Source organism: Roseateles sp. P5_B10, assembly GCF_056400485.1.
Genome location: NZ_JBFULE010000077.1, coordinates 1 through 17751, shown reverse-complemented (window position 1 = coordinate 17751; position 17751 = coordinate 1). Strand labels below are relative to the sequence as shown.

The 17751-nt window shown below is 67.8% G+C and carries 24 protein-coding genes; 16 read left to right on the top strand and 8 right to left on the bottom strand.

The annotated features are described in order from the left end of the window. Both AC1DU6_RS07905 and AC1DU6_RS07900 read right to left on the bottom strand, forming a co-directional pair. Nucleotides 1-266: DUF808 family protein (locus AC1DU6_RS07905; RefSeq protein ID WP_477856568.1), on the bottom strand; the 266-nt coding region annotated here is incomplete at its 3' end. A gap of 199 nt (nucleotides 267-465) precedes the next feature. Further along, nucleotides 466-921 (bottom strand): MaoC family dehydratase, encoded by a 456-nt coding sequence (locus AC1DU6_RS07900; protein WP_056199105.1) that lies wholly within the window; start codon nucleotides 919-921, stop codon nucleotides 466-468. 85 nt (nucleotides 922-1006) lie between these two features. On the opposite strand from AC1DU6_RS07900, the gene AC1DU6_RS07895 reads away from it, so the two are divergent. The 7 genes from AC1DU6_RS07895 to AC1DU6_RS07865 all read left to right on the top strand — a co-directional run bounded on the left by AC1DU6_RS07895 (nucleotide 1007) and on the right by AC1DU6_RS07865 (nucleotide 7260). Then, on the top strand, nucleotides 1007-1666 hold the full coding sequence (locus tag AC1DU6_RS07895) for a response regulator (protein ID WP_056199107.1): 660 nt from the start codon (nucleotides 1007-1009) through the stop codon (nucleotides 1664-1666). Beyond that, nucleotides 1663-3051, top strand: coding sequence for a sensor histidine kinase (locus tag AC1DU6_RS07890; protein ID WP_457323398.1), 1389 nt, complete (start codon nucleotides 1663-1665; stop codon nucleotides 3049-3051). The genes AC1DU6_RS07895 and AC1DU6_RS07890 overlap by 4 nt, the downstream gene beginning before the upstream one ends. A 62-nt stretch (nucleotides 3052-3113) precedes the next feature. After that, nucleotides 3114-3665 (top strand): outer membrane beta-barrel protein, encoded by a 552-nt coding sequence (locus AC1DU6_RS07885; RefSeq protein WP_457323402.1) that lies wholly within the window; start codon nucleotides 3114-3116, stop codon nucleotides 3663-3665. 58 nt (nucleotides 3666-3723) lie between these two features. After that, the gene (gene kefF, locus AC1DU6_RS07880; protein WP_082532748.1) at nucleotides 3724-4380 is read left to right on the top strand and encodes a glutathione-regulated potassium-efflux system oxidoreductase KefF; all 657 of its coding nucleotides are present in this window, start codon (nucleotides 3724-3726) and stop codon (nucleotides 4378-4380) included. Further along, nucleotides 4377-6224: a glutathione-regulated potassium-efflux system protein KefC gene (gene kefC / locus AC1DU6_RS07875; protein ID WP_457323397.1), complete on the top strand. Its 1848-nt coding sequence runs from the start codon at nucleotides 4377-4379 to the stop codon at nucleotides 6222-6224. The genes kefF and kefC overlap by 4 nt, the downstream gene beginning before the upstream one ends. A gap of 36 nt (nucleotides 6225-6260) precedes the next feature. Next, nucleotides 6261-6692 carry a DUF1841 family protein gene (locus AC1DU6_RS07870; RefSeq protein ID WP_457323396.1) on the top strand — a complete coding sequence of 144 codons (432 nt, stop codon included), beginning with the start codon at nucleotides 6261-6263 and terminating at the stop codon, nucleotides 6690-6692. A gap of 211 nt (nucleotides 6693-6903) precedes the next feature. Further along, complete coding sequence (locus AC1DU6_RS07865) at nucleotides 6904-7260, top strand: hypothetical protein (RefSeq protein ID WP_457323395.1); 357 nt, start codon at nucleotides 6904-6906, stop codon at nucleotides 7258-7260. A gap of 114 nt (nucleotides 7261-7374) precedes the next feature. On the opposite strand, the gene AC1DU6_RS07860 is transcribed toward AC1DU6_RS07865, so the two are convergent. From AC1DU6_RS07860 to flgA, 3 genes are all read right to left on the bottom strand, one after another. Beyond that, nucleotides 7375-7764 (bottom strand): hypothetical protein, encoded by a 390-nt coding sequence (locus tag AC1DU6_RS07860; protein WP_056199123.1) that lies wholly within the window; start codon nucleotides 7762-7764, stop codon nucleotides 7375-7377. Nucleotides 7765-7767: 3 nt separating this feature from the next. Beyond that, nucleotides 7768-8100: a flagellar biosynthesis anti-sigma factor FlgM gene (gene flgM / locus AC1DU6_RS07855; RefSeq protein WP_056199125.1), complete on the bottom strand. Its 333-nt coding sequence runs from the start codon at nucleotides 8098-8100 to the stop codon at nucleotides 7768-7770. A gap of 138 nt (nucleotides 8101-8238) precedes the next feature. Continuing rightward, a complete protein-coding gene (flgA, locus tag AC1DU6_RS07850) occupies nucleotides 8239-8949 on the bottom strand; it encodes a flagellar basal body P-ring formation chaperone FlgA (RefSeq protein ID WP_457324125.1) in 711 nt (236 codons plus the stop codon). 158 nt (nucleotides 8950-9107) lie between these two features. On the opposite strand from flgA, the gene flgB reads away from it, so the two are divergent. The 9 genes from flgB (at nucleotide 9108) to AC1DU6_RS07805 (ending at nucleotide 15212) form a co-directional block, all read left to right on the top strand. Further along, a complete protein-coding gene (gene flgB / locus AC1DU6_RS07845) occupies nucleotides 9108-9521 on the top strand; it encodes a flagellar basal body rod protein FlgB (RefSeq protein ID WP_477856565.1) in 414 nt (137 codons plus the stop codon). A gap of 13 nt (nucleotides 9522-9534) precedes the next feature. Continuing rightward, nucleotides 9535-9951, top strand: a complete 417-nt coding sequence (flgC, locus tag AC1DU6_RS07840; RefSeq protein WP_477856563.1) for a flagellar basal body rod protein FlgC — start codon at nucleotides 9535-9537, stop codon at nucleotides 9949-9951. A 16-nt stretch (nucleotides 9952-9967) separates the two neighbouring features. After that, nucleotides 9968-10609, top strand: a complete 642-nt coding sequence (locus tag AC1DU6_RS07835) for a flagellar hook assembly protein FlgD (RefSeq protein WP_056199134.1) — start codon at nucleotides 9968-9970, stop codon at nucleotides 10607-10609. 29 nt (nucleotides 10610-10638) lie between these two features. Beyond that, nucleotides 10639-11985 (top strand): flagellar hook protein FlgE, encoded by a 1347-nt coding sequence (gene flgE, locus AC1DU6_RS07830; protein WP_457324126.1) that lies wholly within the window; start codon nucleotides 10639-10641, stop codon nucleotides 11983-11985. A 22-nt stretch (nucleotides 11986-12007) separates the two neighbouring features. Beyond that, entirely contained in the window at nucleotides 12008-12226 is a 219-nt protein-coding gene (locus AC1DU6_RS07825) for a hypothetical protein (RefSeq protein WP_457324127.1), read from the top strand. Next, nucleotides 12214-12945, top strand: a complete 732-nt coding sequence (flgF, locus tag AC1DU6_RS07820; RefSeq protein ID WP_457354225.1) for a flagellar basal-body rod protein FlgF — start codon at nucleotides 12214-12216, stop codon at nucleotides 12943-12945. Before AC1DU6_RS07825 ends, flgF begins: the two co-directional genes overlap by 13 nt. A 2-nt stretch (nucleotides 12946-12947) precedes the next feature. Continuing rightward, nucleotides 12948-13730 carry a flagellar basal-body rod protein FlgG gene (flgG, locus tag AC1DU6_RS07815; RefSeq protein WP_457324129.1) on the top strand — a complete coding sequence of 261 codons (783 nt, stop codon included), beginning with the start codon at nucleotides 12948-12950 and terminating at the stop codon, nucleotides 13728-13730. A 119-nt stretch (nucleotides 13731-13849) separates the two neighbouring features. Beyond that, nucleotides 13850-14527, top strand: coding sequence for a flagellar basal body L-ring protein FlgH (locus AC1DU6_RS07810; protein ID WP_477856561.1), 678 nt, complete (start codon nucleotides 13850-13852; stop codon nucleotides 14525-14527). A gap of 265 nt (nucleotides 14528-14792) precedes the next feature. Then, on the top strand, nucleotides 14793-15212 hold the full coding sequence (locus AC1DU6_RS07805; RefSeq protein WP_477856559.1) for a hypothetical protein: 420 nt from the start codon (nucleotides 14793-14795) through the stop codon (nucleotides 15210-15212). Here the strand turns inward: AC1DU6_RS07805 and AC1DU6_RS07800 are convergent, their stop codons facing one another. The 3 genes from AC1DU6_RS07800 to AC1DU6_RS07790 all read right to left on the bottom strand — a co-directional run. Beyond that, complete coding sequence (locus tag AC1DU6_RS07800) at nucleotides 15213-16478, bottom strand: amidohydrolase (RefSeq protein WP_477856557.1); 1266 nt, start codon at nucleotides 16476-16478, stop codon at nucleotides 15213-15215. Nucleotides 16479-16526: 48 nt separating this feature from the next. Further along, a complete protein-coding gene (locus AC1DU6_RS07795; protein ID WP_056199157.1) occupies nucleotides 16527-17456 on the bottom strand; it encodes a glucosamine inositolphosphorylceramide transferase family protein in 930 nt (309 codons plus the stop codon). Then, nucleotides 17456-17751, bottom strand: a 296-nt coding sequence (locus tag AC1DU6_RS07790) for a hypothetical protein (RefSeq protein ID WP_477856554.1), incomplete at its 5' end; no start/stop codon positions are given. The genes AC1DU6_RS07790 and AC1DU6_RS07795, both read right to left, overlap by 1 nt.

Genomic DNA, 17751 nt, shown 5'->3' with positions numbered 1-17751 from the left:
AACGGCGTGATGGCCCAAGGCAGGGCAGCCGAGATGGCCAAGGCCGCAGGCACCAGGATGGCCTTATTGAGCAGCGACCCCTTGGCCACCGCCCAGACGACCGGCAGTTCGCGATCGGCATTGACGCCGGTGACCTGCTGGGCGTTGAGCGCCAGGTCGTCGCCCAGCACGCCGGCGGTCTTCGTGGCGGCGACCTTGGTCATGGTCGCCACGTCGTCAAGGATGGTGGCGATGTCGTCGAGCAGGACAAGCAGGCTGGAGGCCATGGAACAGCGCGGAGCGGTTGTGGAAATGGGGGCCATGCTATCCGGGCATTCAATGGCACTCGCGGGACGAGCGCCGGGCCGCTCCCAAGCCGGCCCGCCTTGGCGATGTGCTTGCGGCTCGATGTCGCAAGCATCGCCGTCCCCTTGGGGGACCGACCAGTCGTGCCCGCGTTCAGCGTGGCACGCCTGGGCGAGGGGCTCAACGATAGTGCCGAGCGAGGCTCTCCGCCACGCAGACGGGTTTGGCCACACCTTCCGCCTCGATGGCGACCTCCACCGTCAACTGCACCGCGCCACCGGCCACCGGGTCCATGGCCAGCAGCTTGAAGCCGGCGCGCAGCCGGCTGCCCACCGGCACCGGCTTCGTGAAGCGCACCTTGTTGAGGCCGTAGTTCAGCACCATGCGCGACTCGCGCACCGAGAAGCCGGTCTCAAAAAAATACGGGATCAGCGACAGCGTCAGGAAGCCATGCGCAATCGGTCCGCCGAAAGGCCCCGCCTTGGCGCGCTCGGGGTCGACGTGGATCCACTGCCTGTCCTCGGTCGCCTCGGCAAACGCGTTCACGCGCGCCTGGTCGACGGTGATCCAGTCGCTGTGGCCCAGGGGCTGGCCGATCAGGGATTCGAGATCGGCAAGGGTGTCGAAGTGGCGCATGCAGGGTGACGCAAGGTGGCGGGTGTGCCACTACGTTAACCTCGCGCGCCCTGATCGACCGTAGCCCACGCGACACCACCGTTCCATGCACATTCTGTTGATCGAGGACGACCTCGGCTTGGGGCCTGCGCTGCAGGCCGCGCTGTGCACCGAAGGGCACAGCAGCACCTGGCTGCGGCGCGCCAACGACGCGCCCCGGCAGCTCGACCCCGCCGCGCAGGACGCCGTGCTGCTGGACCAGACCCTGCCCGACGGCGACGGCCGCGCCTTGCTGACACGCTGGCGCCGCCAGGGCAGCGCAGTGCCAGTCATCGTCATCACCGCACGCACCACGCTGGAGGACCGCCTCGCCGGCTTCGACGGCGGCGCCGACGACTATGTGGTCAAGCCCTTCGAGATGCCCGAACTGATGGCGCGCCTGCGCTCGGTGCTGCGGCGCTGCGCCCAGCAGGCCAGCGACGAGTGGACGCTGGGCGGCCTGACGATCGAGCCGCGTCGCCAGCGGGTGCTGCTGGAGGGCGCTGAGCTGGCGCTGTCGCCGCGCGAATATCAGCTGCTGCTGGAACTGGCACGCGAACGCGGCGGTGTGGTCGCCAAGCACCAGCTCGCGCAACGCCTGGCGCCGCTGGGCGAGCCGATGGAGTTCGGCACGCTGGAGGTGCACCTGGCCAACCTGCGCCGCAAGGTGGGCGCGGCCCGCATCGGCACGCTGCGCGGCGTGGGCTACTGGCTCGAATGTGCATGAAGTTCGAATGGCTGCAACCCACGCTGACGCGCCGGCTCATCCTCGCGCTGTTGCTCGCCTTCACGCTGTGCTCGGTGCTGCTGCTGGTGGACGACCAGCTCGATGTCCAGCACCAGTTGGCCACCGACCCGGGTGTGCGCCAGCTGGGCCGGCAGCTCGCCGCGGGGCTGGAAGAGATCGACGATCCCGCGCTGGCTGCCCGGGTGCTCGATGGCCACACGCGCTACATCAACGGGCTGCGCATGGGGCAGACCATGACGACAGGCCCGCTGCTGATGCAGTTGCTGGACCGTCAAGGCCGACAGGTCTACGCGTCGGCACCCGGCGATGCCATTGCCAAGCCGGGCGTCGGCGAGCAGACCATCGCCGGCCGGACGCACTGGACCTACCGCCAGGACGGGCCGCGCTGGTCGCTGCGGCTGGCCGAGCCGGCGTTGTCGCGCGCCCAGTTGCTCGGCTTTGCCAGCGGCGCGCTGGGCATGCAGCTGCTGGTGGGCTTCCCGTTGATGCTGCTGCCGCTGTGGATCGCCGTCTACACGGGCCTGGCGCCGCTGCGCCGCTTTGCTCGCCGGCTGAACAGCCTGGACCTGCGGCAGGACCTGGCACCGCTGGACGTGGACCTGCACTACCGTGAGCTGCGCCCGCTGGGTCAGGCCTTCGACGCACTGCTGAGCCGCCTGAGCAGGCGCCGCGCGCGTGAACGCGCCTTTGTGCACGAGGCGGCGCACGAGCTGCGCACGCCGCTGGCCGTCGTCGCCACGCAGACCCACGCCCTCGTACACGCAGCTGATGCCGACGCACGCACCACTGCCGCCGCCGGGCTGCAACAAGCCATCGCACGCAGCGCCCACCTGTCGCGCCAGCTGCTGGACCTGGCCAGCCTCGACAACGAGCAGCCCGCCGCGCCGGTCGCCCTCGACCTCGCGCATTTCTGCGCGCAGCGACTGGCCGAGCAGGCGGGCGCCGCACGCGAGCGCGGCATTGCGCTGGCGCTAGACGCGCCGGACCAGCTGCCGGTACGCCTGGACACCGTGGCCTTGCAGTCCTTGCTGCAGAACCTGCTCGACAACGCATTGCGCTACGTGGGCCGCGGCCGCCGCATCGAGGTCAGTCTCGACGTCACGCCCGACGGCCTGCGGCTGGCTGTTGCCGATGACGGCCCGGGCATTGCGCCCGCCGACCGCCCTCAGGCCTTCGAGCGCTTCTGGCGCGGCGCCGGGCATGACGTGCAGGGCAGCGGGCTGGGCCTGGCCATCGTGGCGCGGGCTGCCGACCGACTGGGTGGCCAGGTCACGCTGGGCGACGGCCTCACGTGGCCCGACGGCAGTGGTTGCGGTGCGCGCTTCGAACTTCGGTTGCCGGCCATCGTCTTGGGCATTCCTTAAGCCACGGCTTTCAACAATGGCCCGGTCCTTTCCACCACCGACCGGAGCCTTGTTTGAAAGCTGTGCTGTTCCTCACCGTTGCCGCGCTGGCCGCTCTGCCCGCGCATGCCGCCGACCCCTACGTCGGCTTCAACCTCACTACTCCCGGCGAGGCGAACTTCAGCATCAACGGCCATGACGTGGCCAACGACAACAAGCCGCATGCGATGAAGCTGTACACCGGGCTGCGGTTCACGCCCACCTGGGCGGCCGAGCTGGGCTACGGCGCCTTCGGCAGCTACCACGCGGCCGACCCCACGCCAGGTTCCTCCTACCAGCTGAAGATGTCCACAAGCGTCGCCTACCTGGCCGCACGGGCCACCACCCCGCTCGGCGATTCCTTCGCACTCTTCGGCAAGGTCGGCCTGGCCGTGAACCGGCTCAAGGCCAGCGACTCGCTGGGCCACACCGATCGCGAGTCCTTCGTGCGGCCCATGTTCGGCAGCGGCCTGGAGTGGAAGCTCGCACCGCAGGTGTCCGCCACCGTCGAATACAACCGCTACGGTTCGCGCCGCAGCGACGGCGACCGCTTCACGCAGCAGAAGGCCGAGGTGGGTCTGGCCTTCAAGTTCTAGGAGCCTGGGCTATGCCCGCTGCCGCACAGGCTCCCGCGAGCAGTTAACCTCGCGGGCCATGCCTGACAGTACCGCCCGCGACATCCTCGTCCTCGCCGCCCACCCCGACCTGGCCCGCTCCCATGCGACCCGCACGCTGCTCGATGCGCTGCGTGCCTCGCCTGCGGTCGACCGGGTCGAGCTGCGTGACCTCTACCGCCTCTATCCGGACTTCCACATCCACGTCGACGCCGAACAACGCGCCCTCGAAGCCGCCAAGCTGGTCGTCATGCTGCATCCCATCTACTGGTACAGCATGCCGGCACTGCAGAAGCTCTGGCTGGACGAGGTGCCGCGCCTGGGCTGGGCCTATGGGCCCGGCGGCACGGCCCTGCATGGCAAGGACTTCTGGCTGGTCGCCTCCACCGGCGGCGGTGCCGAGGCCTATGCGCCGGGCGGCCACAACCATCACCCCATCGACGAGTTCCTGCTGCCTTACCGGCAGTCGGCCCACACCTGCGGCATGAACTACCTGCCGCCGCAGATCCTGCAAGGCGCCCACCGCGTGACGGACGCCGAGATCACCGCCCATGCCGAGCTGTTCGTGAAGCGGCTGGCGCACTACCCCGAGTGGTGCGAGCACCTCGCCGAGCCGGCCATCGGCGACGAGGAGGCCGTTGCTCTGGACGAGCGGCCACCGTTGTTCTCTACGTTGGATGCCGGGAGCGACGAATGAGCCACGGCAATTGGCTGCAACTGCCCCTCGTGTTCCTGGCCGCCGCCGTGCTGGCGGTGCCGCTGGCGCGCTGGGCACGCCTGGGCTCCATCCTCGGCTATCTCGTCGCCGGCCTGCTGATCGGCCCGGCCGTGCTCGGGCTGATCCCTGAATCCACGGCCATCCCCGAGGTCGCCGAGCTCGGCGTGGTGCTGATGCTCTTTCTCGTCGGCCTGGAGCTGGAGCCCAAGCGGCTGTGGGCGATGCGCCGGCCCATCTTCGGCTGGGGCAGCGTACAGCTGCTGGGCTGCGCGGCGGCGCTTGCTGTGGTGGGCCTCGCGTTGGGCTACCCGTGGCGGCTGACCGTCGTCGTCAGCCTGGGCCTGGCGATGTCGTCCACCGCCGTGGCGCTGGCCGTGCTGGCCGAGCGCAACCTCGGCCGCACGACGGCGGGCGAGAGCATCCTGTCGGTTGCGTTGCTGCAGGACATCGCCGCCATTCCCGTGCTGGCGTTGGTGCCAGTGCTGGCGCTCAGCGGCGCAGCAGACGACAGCGACGGCAAGACCTGGCTGGCGGCGGGCAAGGCCCTGGGCGCCATCATCGTCATCGTCTTTGGCGGTCGCCTGTTGCTGCGGCCCGCGCTGCGCTGGATTGCCCACAGCAAGACACCCGAGATCTTCACCGCCGCGGCCCTGCTGCTGGTGCTGGGAACGGCGGCGCTGATGCAACTCGTCGGCCTGTCCATGGCGCTGGGCGCCTTCCTGGCCGGCGTGCTGCTGGCCGAAAGCGAATACCGCCGCGAGCTGGAGACCGACCTGGAGCCCTTCAAGGGCCTGCTGCTCGGCCTGTTCTTCATCGCCGTCGGCATGGGGCTGGACTTGAAGGCCGTCGCCGCCCAGCCGGGCTTTGTGGCCCTGCTGGTGCTGGCCCTGCTGGGCTGCAAGATCTTCGTGCTGGTGGCCATGTCCAAGGCGATGAAGATCCCGCTGGTCGAGCGGCCCGCCTTCGTCATCCTGCTGGCCCAGGGCGGCGAGTTCGGCTTCGTCGTCTTCCAGCTCGCCCAGAGCGAGGGCATGATCAGCGCGGCGCAGAACTCGGCCCTGGTGGCGGCCGTGGCGTTGTCGCTGGCGCTGACGCCGCTGCTGCTGACCGGCGGCGACCGGCTGATGTCGCAGAAGCTCGCCCGCCGCGGCCTCAAGAAGCGCGCCGAAGCTACGCCGCCACCGCCCTCGCCCATCATCATTGCCGGCAGTGGCCGCTACGGTCAGGTCGTCGCCCGCATGCTGCGCGCCAATGGGCTGGAGGCCACGGTGCTGGACCACGACTCCGAGGCCATCGAGAGCCTGCGTCGCTTCGACTGGACGGTCTACTACGGCGACGCGACACGGCTGGACATGCTCAAGACCGCCGGGGCGGCAACGGGGCGCATCCTCGTCATCGCCATCGACGACATCGCGCAGAGCGTCGAGATTGCCGAGCTGGCGCGCGAGCATTTCCCGCAGCTCACCGTCGTGGCCCGCGCACGCAATGTGCAGCACTACTACCAGCTGCATGAAGCCGGCGTGCGCCACATCGAGCGCGAGACCTTCGACGCCGCGCTGATGAGCGCGCGCAGCGTGCTGGAGCTGACCGGCATGGAGCCGCACGCCGCACGCCGCCAGGCCATGCGCTTCCGGCGCCACAACATCGACGTGCTCAACACCATGGTGCCGCTGCAGGGTGACGAGGGCGCGCTGATCGCCGCTGCCCGGCTGGGCCGCCAGCAGTTCGAGCAGTTGATCGCCGCCGAGCGCGAGGCCGAGGACGCGCACCGCAAGGCCCAGCGTGGCGGCTGGGACAGGCAGGACGCCGCACCGCCTCTTTGAGGGCAGGGTTTGAAGGTGCGCGGCGACAATCGAGTCATGTTCGCCCCATCCCAGCTCGAAGTCCGGCGCTTCTTCTGCGCCACCTACCGCAAGTGGCGCGACGGCGCGCCGTTGATCCCGATGGAAGCCCTTGCAGCGGACTGGATCGCCGAGCATCCGGAGTACCACTCCGATCTCGCCGACGAAGCCGCAGCGCTGGAGAAGGTCTACACGGTGGAGGAAGGGCGCACCAACCCCTTCCTGCATCTGTCCATGCATCTGACCATCACCGAGCAACACGCCATCGACCAGCCCTCGGGCATCCGCCAGGCCATCGACCTGCTGGCTGCCAAGCGCAATTCCCGCCACGAGGCCCACCATGTCGCCATGGAAGCCCTGGGGGAAATGGTGTGGGCGTCCCAGCGAAGCGGCTTGCCGCCGGATGGACACGCCTATCTGGACAAGGTGCGCCAGGCGGCTACCCGCTGAGCCCGGTCAGCATCGGAATAAATTCGATATTTTTCCGGCACAACAGCTTATTCAGGTCGTTGATTGTTTTCCTTTTCTGAACGACGCATTGCTCCGCTCCTGGTGTTTCTACTGAGCCTGACTGCCTAGAGTTCAGCCCATGGACACCGCGGTCGCGATGCCCAAGCAAACCAGGCGGAACGCCCCGCCACGGAACTTGAAGGAAATCATCATGAGCAAGCTGTCTACCGTCTTTGCCGCCGCCCTGCTGATCGCTGCCGGCGCCGCCTCCGCACAAACAACCCGCGAATCCGTCATCGCCGACCTCGTGGCCGCCCGCAACAGCGGCGAACTGGCTGCCCTCCAAGGTGAGAAGGGTGTCGAAGCGACGACGCCGGCCACCGCCAAGGCTGCCGCCGTCGCAACCGTCAAGCTGCCCCGTCAGGCCATCCTGACGGTCAGGGCGACCGACCTGCAGGTCGAACAGACCGCAGCGCTGGCCGCCGACCATGGCGAGAACGCCGCTCGCGAGCTGGGCGATTTCCCGGCCCCGGTCGTGCGCCGCACCACTGCCCTGGCAGCCAAGTAAGCGGAGCCCGCGCAATGACAAGCGGCCCCCCAGGGCCGCTTTTCTTTGCCTGCTCGGGCCGAACGGGCACAAAAAAGCCACCTCGCGAGGTGGCTTGTTTCGTTTGGGGCGCGATCAGGCCTGGTAGCTGCCGCCGCCGACGCTGCGGCGCTCGGCCTTGCCGCCAGCGCCATACAGGCCGGTGGGTTCGCTCGGGATCAGCACGTCCAGCGCACGATCCAGCGAAGCATTGCCGCGGGCCAGGGCTTCGCGCTGGGCGGCCAGCAGGCCGCCGGCACGCACAAGGCGGTTGCGCAGGGCGCTGGGCACGCTGCCGGTGCGGGCGGCTTCGCTGAAGTTCTGCACGGCGCGGGCCAGGTGCTGGTGCAGCTCGGCGGCATGCTGTTCGATGGCCGTCGCGTCGCGGCGGGCCAGCGCATCACCGAGCTGGTTCAGCGCAGCCTCGACAGCCAGCAGAGGCTGTTCGAGTTCGGTGCCGAGGGTGGACGGAGCGATGGCGGTCATGGTTCAGTGCTTATTGACGCGGCTGTCCAGCAATTCTTGCGCATTTGAGACCAGCTTGTCGGCGATGGCGTTCGCGTTGACCGTGAACTTACCCTCACTGATGGCCTTGGAGATGCGTGCGACCTTGGCGGCGTCAAAGCTGCCGTCGTCGGCGCTGCCACTGGCAGCCAGCTTGGCGGTGTTGGAAATGGCGACCTGGGCGCTGGGCGCAGAGGTCGCGGCTTGGGCGGTCTGACGGACGACATCGGCCGTGCCGGCAGCCTCGGGCTTGCGCGAGGCGGGGCGCTCGGCCTTGGGCGGGCTGGCGGTGCCGTCAGGGCTGTTACCGATCTTCATGAGCTTCTCCAGGGTGCGGGGCGGGCCCCGCAGAGGGCATTGCAGGGGAGTTTCCTCCTGTATCGGCCCCGGGCCTAGGAACTTGAGCGGGAATTGGCCGGTTTTTCCGGCCAGTTCTCAAGATTCGTGGCAGTTTGCTCATAGCAACACATCCACGCGGCGTTCGCCGACTGCTCGGCCGCTGGCGACGCGACCACTCTCAAACCTCACCCTGACCTCCTGGCCCTCGATGCCCGCCGACAGAGCCTGCGCCTCGGAGGCGACGGCAAATCCCTCACCCGCAACCCGGACCTGCACGGTCTCTCCGGCGGCAAACCATTGGCGCGACTTCAGCGCCGGCGCGCGCACCGCCTCGGCGGCGCCCAGCGGGCGGGCCAGCGTGCGGCCGATCAGCAGGGCCGGATCCGTGAAGACGGCGCCGGGCTCGGCTGCGATGTCGATATCGGCCACGGCCAGCTGTTCTTGAGACAAATTCACACCAGCCGGCAGCGGGCCGCTGGCGACAACGGCGCGGCCAAAGACGGCAACGCGTATTGGCAGCGTGACATTCCAGCGCGCCACGCCATCGGTGCAGCGCAGGCCGATGCGGCTTTTGCCCCAGACGGCCATGCCGGGCGGCAGATAAGGCTGGATCTGCTGGCAGGGCGCCAGGCGCAGCCGGGCGTCAAGTACGCCGATCTCAACGGCCACACGGGTATTGGGAGGTGCCGCGGCGCGCGCGGCCGTCTCGGCCAGCACGCGCACCCGCTCCACCAGCGCCGGATCAAGCACCGACGCAGGCACGGTCTGCGCCAGGCCGGGATCGGCCGAGAGCAGCATGCAGACAAGGAGCAGGGTGGCACGAAGCATGGCCGCCACTCTAGAGAGGGGCCRGCAGTCCCTAGGTCGGAATTGAACGGCTTTGCCCCCGTTTATCCCGCTCATGTTTTCGGAGCTGCTCCAGACAATTTGCGAGAAGAGCCATCCCGGCCCTTCAGCTCGAAAGCAACCTCGAAAGAGGCCCCCAGATGTTGAACCGATTGACAGACACGCTGAACTTCCAGACCCAGGCGCTCACGCTGCGGGCGGAGCGTCAGCGCCAGCTCGCCAGCAACATCGCCAACGCCGACACGCCAGGCTATCAGGCTCGCGACATGGACTTCGCCAAGGCCCTGCGTGAAGCCACCGGCGAGATCGGCATGCCCGGCGCTCTTGCCGCAACGCAGCGCGGCCACATCGCACCGCTGGCCGGTGCGCGCGGCGAGAGCGGCAAGGAATACGCGCTGCAGTCCCAGACCAGCCTGGACAGCAACGGTGTCGACATGGACCGCGAGCGCGCCAGCTTCGCGGACAACTCGGTGAAGTACGAGGCGACGCTGCGCTTCATCAACGGCGCCGTACGCACGACGCTGGATGCGATGAAGTCGCACAACCAGAGCTGAGGAGGACTGAACCATGTCCRTGTTCCAGATCTTCCACGTCGCCGGCAGCGCGGTCAGCGCCCAGAGCCAGCGCCTCAACGTCGTGGCCAGCAACCTGGCCAATGCCGACACCGTGGCCGGCCCGGACGGCCAGGCCTACAAGGCGCGCCAGGTCGTCTTCCAGACCCAATTGATGGGCGCTGGCAACGACAGCGGCAGCGCCGGCGTGCGCGTGACCAGCGTCACCGAGGACCAGACCCCCGGCCGCCGCGTGCACGACCCCAAGCATCCGCAGGCCGATGCCGATGGCTATGTGACCTATTCCAACGTGAACCCGGTGGAAGAGATGGTCAACATGATCTCGGCGTCGCGCTCCTACCAGAACAACATCGAGGTGATGAGCACGGCCAAGAACCTGCTGCTCAAGACCTTGCAACTCGGCCAGTCCTGACCGCTGAAAGCCCGCTATGGACATCACCGCACTCAACGGCAGCACGACGGGCACGCCCACCGTTTCCGCCAAGAACGCCGCCGAAACCCAGGACCGCTTCCTGAAGCTGCTCGTCGCGCAGATGAACAACCAGGACCCGCTCAACCCCATGGACAACGCGCAGGTGACGAGCCAGATGGCGCAGATCCAGCAGGTGACGAGCCTGTCCACGCTAGACACCAGCATCAAGAGCCTGGGCGGCCAGCTCGGCCAGATGCAGGCCCTGCAGTCCATCTCGCTGGTGGGCCGCGAGGTCAGCGTGCCCAGCGACAAGATCCAAGTCGAGAACGGTGCTGCCGACGGCAGCTACGAGCTCGACGGCGCGGCCCAGACCGTGAAGCTGGAGATCCTCGGCGGGGCCGGTAATGTCATCGACACCGTGCAGCTCGGTGCCCAGGGCTCGGGCCGCCAGACCTTCTCCTGGCCCGCCGGCACCAAGGTGCCTGAGGGCACCGAAGTCAAGTACCGCATCACCGCAGCCAACGGCGCCAAGGCCGTCACGTCCACGCTCTACGCCCACGACAAGGTGGACGCCGTCTACAGCGAGAACGGCAGCCTCAAGCTCAATCTCGAACGCCTCGGCCCCGTGGACTACACGGCCGTCTCCTCGGTCAACTGATCACCTCTCCCGCATAGCAAGGACTCCCCATGAGCTTCCAGCAAGGCCTTTCCGGGCTCAATGCCGCCTCCAAGAACCTGGACGTCATCGGCAACAACATCGCCAACTCCGGCACCTTTGGCGCCAAGGGTTCGCGGGCCGAGTTCTCCGACGTCTACGCCGCGGCGCTGAACGGCGCCGGCGCCAACCAGGTCGGCATCGGCACCAGCCTGCAGTCCGTCGCCCAGCAGTTCACCCAGGGCAATATCACGACGACCGAAAACCCGATGGACCTCGCCATCAACGGTGGCGGGTTCTTCCAGGTCAGCGACGGTGTGAACCCGACGCGCTACACCCGCAACGGCCAGTTCAAGGTCAGCAAGGATGGCTTCATCGTCAATAACGAGGGCCTCAAGCTGATGGGCTATCCGGCCAACGGCGCGGGTGTCATCCAACCCGGCACGGCCCAACCGCTGCAGCTGCCCACCGGCGGCATCCCGCCCGCCGTGACAACCAAGGTCAGCATGGAGCTCAACCTCGACTCCCGCCTGAAGGCCACCGCCCCCGGTGGCGGCACGGGCACCGGCATGGACCTGAAGGACAGCACGACCTACAACAACGCGACGTCCATGACGGCCTACGACGCCAAGGGCCAGGACGTCGCCGTGACCTTCTACTTCCAGCGCGCGACCGACCCCAGTGGCGCCGTGCCGCCCAACGACGTCTGGAACGTCTACGCGACTGCCAACGGCACGCCTTTCGATACCGATGCTTCCGGCAACGCCATCCCGCTGGACGCCAACGGCAACCCGACGATCCCCTACACCACCGTCACCTTCCCGCCCACCGGCGGCGCGCCTTCGGCCATCGCCGGCAGCGCGACGACACCGCCCGGCACGATCTCCATGTCCGTGCCGGCCGGCACCAGCACGCGCGGCAACCCGACGCTGGCGATTCCCGGCATCCAGCTCAACCTGACCGGCGCGACCGAGAACGGCAGCAGCTTCGCGGTCACCAACCTGACCCAGGACGGCTATGCCCCGGGCCAGCTGACCGGCATCCAGGTCGCCAACGACGGCATCGTCCAGGCCCGCTATTCCAACGGCCAGAGCAAGCCGGCCGGCCAGGTCGAGCTCGCCAGCTTCCGCAACCCGCAAGGCCTGCAGACCATGGGCGGCAACGTCTGGATCCGCACCGTCTCCTCGGGTGACGCGGTCGTCGGCGTGCCGGGCGACGGCAACATGGGCGCGCTGCAGTCCGGCGCGCTGGAGGAAAGCAACGTCGACCTGACCGCCGAGCTCGTCAACATGGTGACGGCCCAGCGCGCCTACCAAGCCAATGCACAGACGATCAAGACGCAGGACCAAGTCCTGCAGACCATCGTCAACCTGCGCTGATCACGACGGCTGAGGACGCGCGATGGACCGCATGATCTACCTCTCGATGGCCGGCGCCAAGGCGGCCATGCAGCGGCAGGACGTGCTCTCGCAAGGGATGACCCACCCCCGAAGCGCCTTCGGCGCTCCCCCTCAAGGGGGCGCCGCCAATGGCCCGGCAAAGCCGGTTCCACGGCGGCCGCTTGAGGAGGTGCGGCGCTGGCGCGCGCACCAAGCAAAGGAGCGCACATGGACCGCATGATCTACCTCTCGATGGCGGGCGCGAAGGCGGCCATGCAACGGCAGGACGTGCTCTCGCACAATCTTGCCAACGTCACCACGAATGGTTTTCGGGCGGAACTGCAGGCCTTTCGCGCCGTGCCGGTGCGCGGCGACGGCGCCTCCACGCGCGCCTTCGCGCTGGAGACCACGATTGGCTACAACGACGCCCAGGGGCCGCTCACGCCCACCGGCCGCAACCTCGACGTGGCCATGCAGGGCAATGCCTGGTTGGCCGTGCAGGCCAACGACGGCACCGAGGCCTACACCCGTGCCGGCTCGCTGGACGTGAACGCCGAAGGCATCCTCGTCATGCGCAACGGCATGCCGGTGCTGGGCGACGGCGGGCCGATCAACGTGCCAGCCAACAGCGAGGTGGCCATCGGCAGCGACGGCACCGTCAGTGCCAAGGCACCGAACCAGAAACCGACCACGGTGGGCCGGCTCAAGCTCGTCACGCCCGAAGCGGCCAACCAACTCACGCGTGGCGACGACGGCCTGTTCCGCGCTCTAGAGGGCGACCTTCCTGCCAACCAGGCCGCCCGCCTGCAGGACGGCGCGCTGGAAGGCTCCAACGTCAGCCCAGTCGAGACCATGGTCGCCATGATCGCCGCGGGCCGCCAGTTCGAGCAGCAGATGAAGCTCTTGCAGATCGCGCAGACCCAGGGTCAGCAGTCCGCCAAACTTTTAGGGAGTACCTGACCATGATGCGCTCACTCTGGATCGCCAAGACCGGCATGGAAGCCCAGCAGACCCAGCTGGACAACATCTCGCACAACCTCGCCAACGTCGCCACCAATGGCTACAAGCGCTCGCACGCCGTCTTCGAGGACCTGATCTACCAGAACATGCGTCAGGCCGGCTCCAACAGCACCGACCAGACCACGCTGCCCACCGGCCTGCAGGTCGGCCTGGGCGTGCGCCCGGTGGCCACGGCCCGCATCTACACGCAGGGCAATCTGCAGCAGACCAGCAACAACCTGGACCTGGCCATCAAGGGCGACGGTTTCTTCCAGATCCAGCAGCCCGATGGCACGACCGCCTACACACGCGACGGCTCGTTCCAGCTCAATGCCAATGGCCAGATGGTCACCAACAACGGCTACACGCTGCTGCCCGGCATCACCATTCCCGCCAACGCGCAGAGCTTGACCATCGGCAACGACGGCACCGTCAGCGTCACCCTGCCCGGCCAGGCCGCGGCGCAGACCGTCGGCCAGTTGCAGCTCGCCACCTTCGTCAATCCGGCCGGCCTGGACCCCAAGGGCCAGAACCTGTTCACCGAGACGGCCGCCAGCGGCACGCCCAACACCGGCTCGCCCAACAACAACGGCATTGGCGCGGTGCAACAGGGCTTCGTCGAGACCTCCAACGTCAACGTCGTCGAGGAACTGGTGCAGATGATCCAGACCCAGCGCGCCTACGAACTCAATTCCAAGGCCGTGCAGACCTCCGACCAGATGCTGCAGAAGCTCGCCCAGATCTAGCTCCCCCCGTAGCGCTCGCGCGCTCCCCCAGGGGGCGCGCCAGCGGCCCGGCAAAGCCGGTTCCGCGGCGCCGCTGGATGAGCGGCCTGCTCCGCGGCCTTATGAATGGACAAGTTGTCATGAAAATCGTTGCACGCACTGGACTCCTGGTCGCCACCGCCCTGCTCGCCGGCTGCGCCACGCCCTATCCGGAGCCCCAGGTCGAGCTGGCCCACACGCCGGTCGTCAACCTGCCGCCGGTGCAGGCCATGGCGCCCACCAATGGCTCCATTTACCAGGCCGCTGCCTACCGCCCGCTGTTCGAGGACCACCGCGCCCGCCTCGTCGGCGACACGCTGACGGTCAACATCACCGAACGCGTCTCGGCTTCGCAGACGAGCACCAGCGAGCTGAGCAAGACGGGCAGCCTGTCGGCCGGCATCACCGCGGTGCCGGGCATCTCGCCCAAGGCATTCGGCAGGGCCAGCGCCGAGGCCACATCGGCCAATGACAACAAGGGCAAGGGCAGCAACCAGAACACCAACGAGTTCACCGGCGCCATCACGGCCGTCGTCACCGGCGTGCTGCCCAACGGCCATCTGATGATCAGCGGCGAAAAGCAGATCGGCGTGAACCGCAATGTCGACGTGCTGCGCTTCTCCGGCCAGGTCGACCCGCGCATGATTGCGCAGGGCAATGCGGTGCCGTCGACGTCGGTGGCCAATGTGCGCATCGAGCAGCGCGGCCGCGGCGCTACCGCGGACGCCCACGCCGTGGGCTGGCTGTCGCGCTTCTTCCTGAACCTCGCGCCGAGTTGATCGGGCGGCGCAGGCACACTCAGAAGTGCCCTCTGTGCAGCCATTGCCATTGCCGCTGTTCAGCGCGCAGGCCACGGGCGGTAGTTCGCCGCCAGGACCGGTCAACCCTTCGCGGCTACGATGCGGTGACCGGCGCCGCTGCTCGGCAAAGTCCAGTCATCAAGGGCGGGTCTGAGGCACTTCAATGCGGCGGTCTTACCATTCATTGCAGACGACCAGCGGCAGCCCCGCTGGCTGGTCGGCTGAATTCATTCGTTGACACCCAATGAAATACATCGCGGTTGCTTTGGCCCTATTCCTACACCAGGGCATCGCTTCAGCCTTGTGCATTGGGATGACCCTGGAGAKACAATTCCAGCGCGCTCAGGAAGTGATGATTGTTCGCGTCACCGAGGTGAAAAAGGAAAGTAATAGGCGATACGGTGCTAGGTACGTAGTCCTGGAGTCATTCAAGCAGCTCGAGGTCAATCGAGATGATGTCTACTCCACGTGGGAGCAACACGACATTGCACTGAGCCCAGGTCAAACGTATCTCTTCTTTATTGGAGAGAGCCGTCATGTAGGAAGCTGCGGCGGATCAAGGACGTGGCTGTGGGATGCGCCCGAACCGGATGAAAAGACGGTCGAGACGCTCGATAAGCTGAGACGCTTGCGTGACAACGGCGCCTCGCAAGAATCACCCTGATCAAGCCTTGCCGGCCAGGTAGTCGACCGCCAGATTGGCCAGTGCGCGCACGCCCACCTCCAGCCCGCGCTCATCGACGATGAAGCGCGGCGAGTGGTTGGAGTAGGCCTTGGTCGGCTCGATCTCCGGCGGCGTCACGCCGACAAAGAAGAAGAGGCCAGGGATCAGGCGCTGGAAGAAGGAGAAGTCCTCCGCCCCCGTCGCCTTGGGCACGACCTCGATACCCATGGGCCTCGGACCGGTGCTGGCCACACGGGTCAGCGTCGGCACCATCTGCTCGGTCAGCACCGGGTCATTGCGCGTGACCGGGTAGTTGCGCGTGATGCAGACCTTGCAGCTGGCGCGCGAAGCGGCCGAGATGCCCTCGGCCAACTGGGTCACGCGCTCATGGATGGCCTCGCGCATGCCCTCGTCGAAGCTGCGGATCGTGCCGCGCATCTCGACGGAGTCCGGGATGATGTTCTCGCGCACGCCGCCCTTGATCGCGCCGATGGTCACGACCGCCGGCTCGCGGTTCAGGTCGAGCGTGCGGCTGACGATGGTCTGCAGGCCCAGCACGATCTGCGCCGACGTGACGATGGGATCGATGCCCAGCCAGGGCGCGGCGCCATGGGTCTGCTTGCCCTGCACGGTGATCTTGAGCTTGTCGCTGCTCGCCATCGTCGGCCCCGGGCGGTAGCCGATCACGCCAGCCTGCTGGCGCGAGGTGACATGCAGGCCGAAGATGGCGCTGGGCGTCGGGCTCTCCAGCACGCCTTCCTTGATCATCAGCGCCGCCCCGCCCTCCTCGCCTTCGGGGGGCATCTCCTCGGCCGGCTGGAAGATGAATTTGATCGTGCCGGGAAGGTCGGCGCGCAGACTGGCCAGGATGCTGGCCACGCCCATCAGGATGGCGACGTGGCAGTCATGCCCGCAGGCATGCATGACGCCGACCTCCTCACCGTTCCATACCGCGCGAGCCTTGGATGCGAACGGCAGCTCCACTTCTTCGGTGACCGGCAGGCCATCCATGTCGGCCCGCAGCGCGACAACACCACCGGCCAGGCCGCCCTTGAGCAGCCCGACGACACCCGTGTGGGCGACGCCCGTCTTGACCTCGTCAAAGCCCAGGCTGCGCAGATGCTCGGCGACGACGGACGCGGTGCGGAATTCGCGATTGCCGAGCTCGGGGTGCTGGTGCAGGTCACGCCGCCAGGCGATGACCTGGGGCTCCAGGGCCGCCGTCAGCGCGGCGATGCGCTCGCTAAAAGGAGGCTGGGGGCTCATGAAGAGCCATGGTAGACCTGTGCGGCCCGGGTGTGTGCGGGCGGCGTCTCAGCGATCCAACAGGCGCCCTATCCGTGTAAAGCGACGTTTCAAATCCAACCACTGCTTGCCGCGCGAGCGGTCGATGCGCTTCACGTCGATGAGCGTGTAACCGCCGCAGCCCGTCAGTGTGTGCAGGCCGGCCTGGTGGCTGTCGCTGACCAGATCGCCGGTCAGCCGCTCCAGGCTCGCCTCGATCTCGACCTGCCCGGGCGTCAGGCGTGGAAAACGCAGCAGGCGCGTCGCGCCGCCATAGCCGGTCGAACTGTCCTGCACCGGAAGCGTCAGCACGCCGTCACGGCCGATGAAGGGCCGGCCCGCCGGGCGGGCGCCTTCGCGGTTCACGCGCACCGGGTTGGCGGCCAGTGGCACCCAGGGCCCGAACAATGCCGGCGCATGGGCCATGTGCAGTTCACGCTGGTCGCGCGCTCCCGGCCCGACCAGGGTGTAGAACATCCACCAGTGTCCCTCATGCTCGATGATGGACGCATCCGCCCCGGGCAGGCCGCCCAGCAAGGCGCATTCGCGTTCCCAGTGATTGAGGGACCTGTCGCAGGCGCGGTAGAGGGCGATCTCACCGGCCTGGTAGCTCTCCGGCACCATCCAGGTTTCGCCGTCGTGCTCGAAGACCTGGGGATAGGACAGGTGGAAGGGCCGGTCCAGCACCGTCGACTGGCGGCGCCAGGCCAGGTCGGGGAGGCCGAACTCGTGGCGCTCGATGGTGGCACGCTTGACGCGGTAGTCGAAGGCCTCGACGAACACGTGCAGGGCGTCTCCACGTACCAGGCCGAAAGGGTCGGCCAGGTAACGCCAGCGGCCGGCATCGGGCAACCATGTGATGCGCTCCCGCGCGGCGCTCAGCCGGCGGGCATCGATGTCTTCAATGGGAACAGGGACGATGCCGACCTGCCAGAAGTCGGTGCGCGGCCGCTTGAACATCAAATGTGCCAGGCGGCGTGAGCTTCATCCTCAGCGTCGAAGCCCCTGGCCCGGGCAGCCCGATGGAGCATCACGTCGCGATAAAAGCCCAGCGTGCGGGCAACCGCATTGGTGCGATCGTAGGCCGCCGTCGCGTAACGCACGCTGCGCTCCTGAGGAAGCAGGCTGCGCAGCCGGACCAGTTCCTCGGCCATCGCATGGCCCAGAGCGTGGGCATCACCCACCGGCACCAACCGGGCGGGCTRCCCGGCCAGCATCTCCCGTGGGCCCTGGGTGGCGCTGGACAGCACGGCGC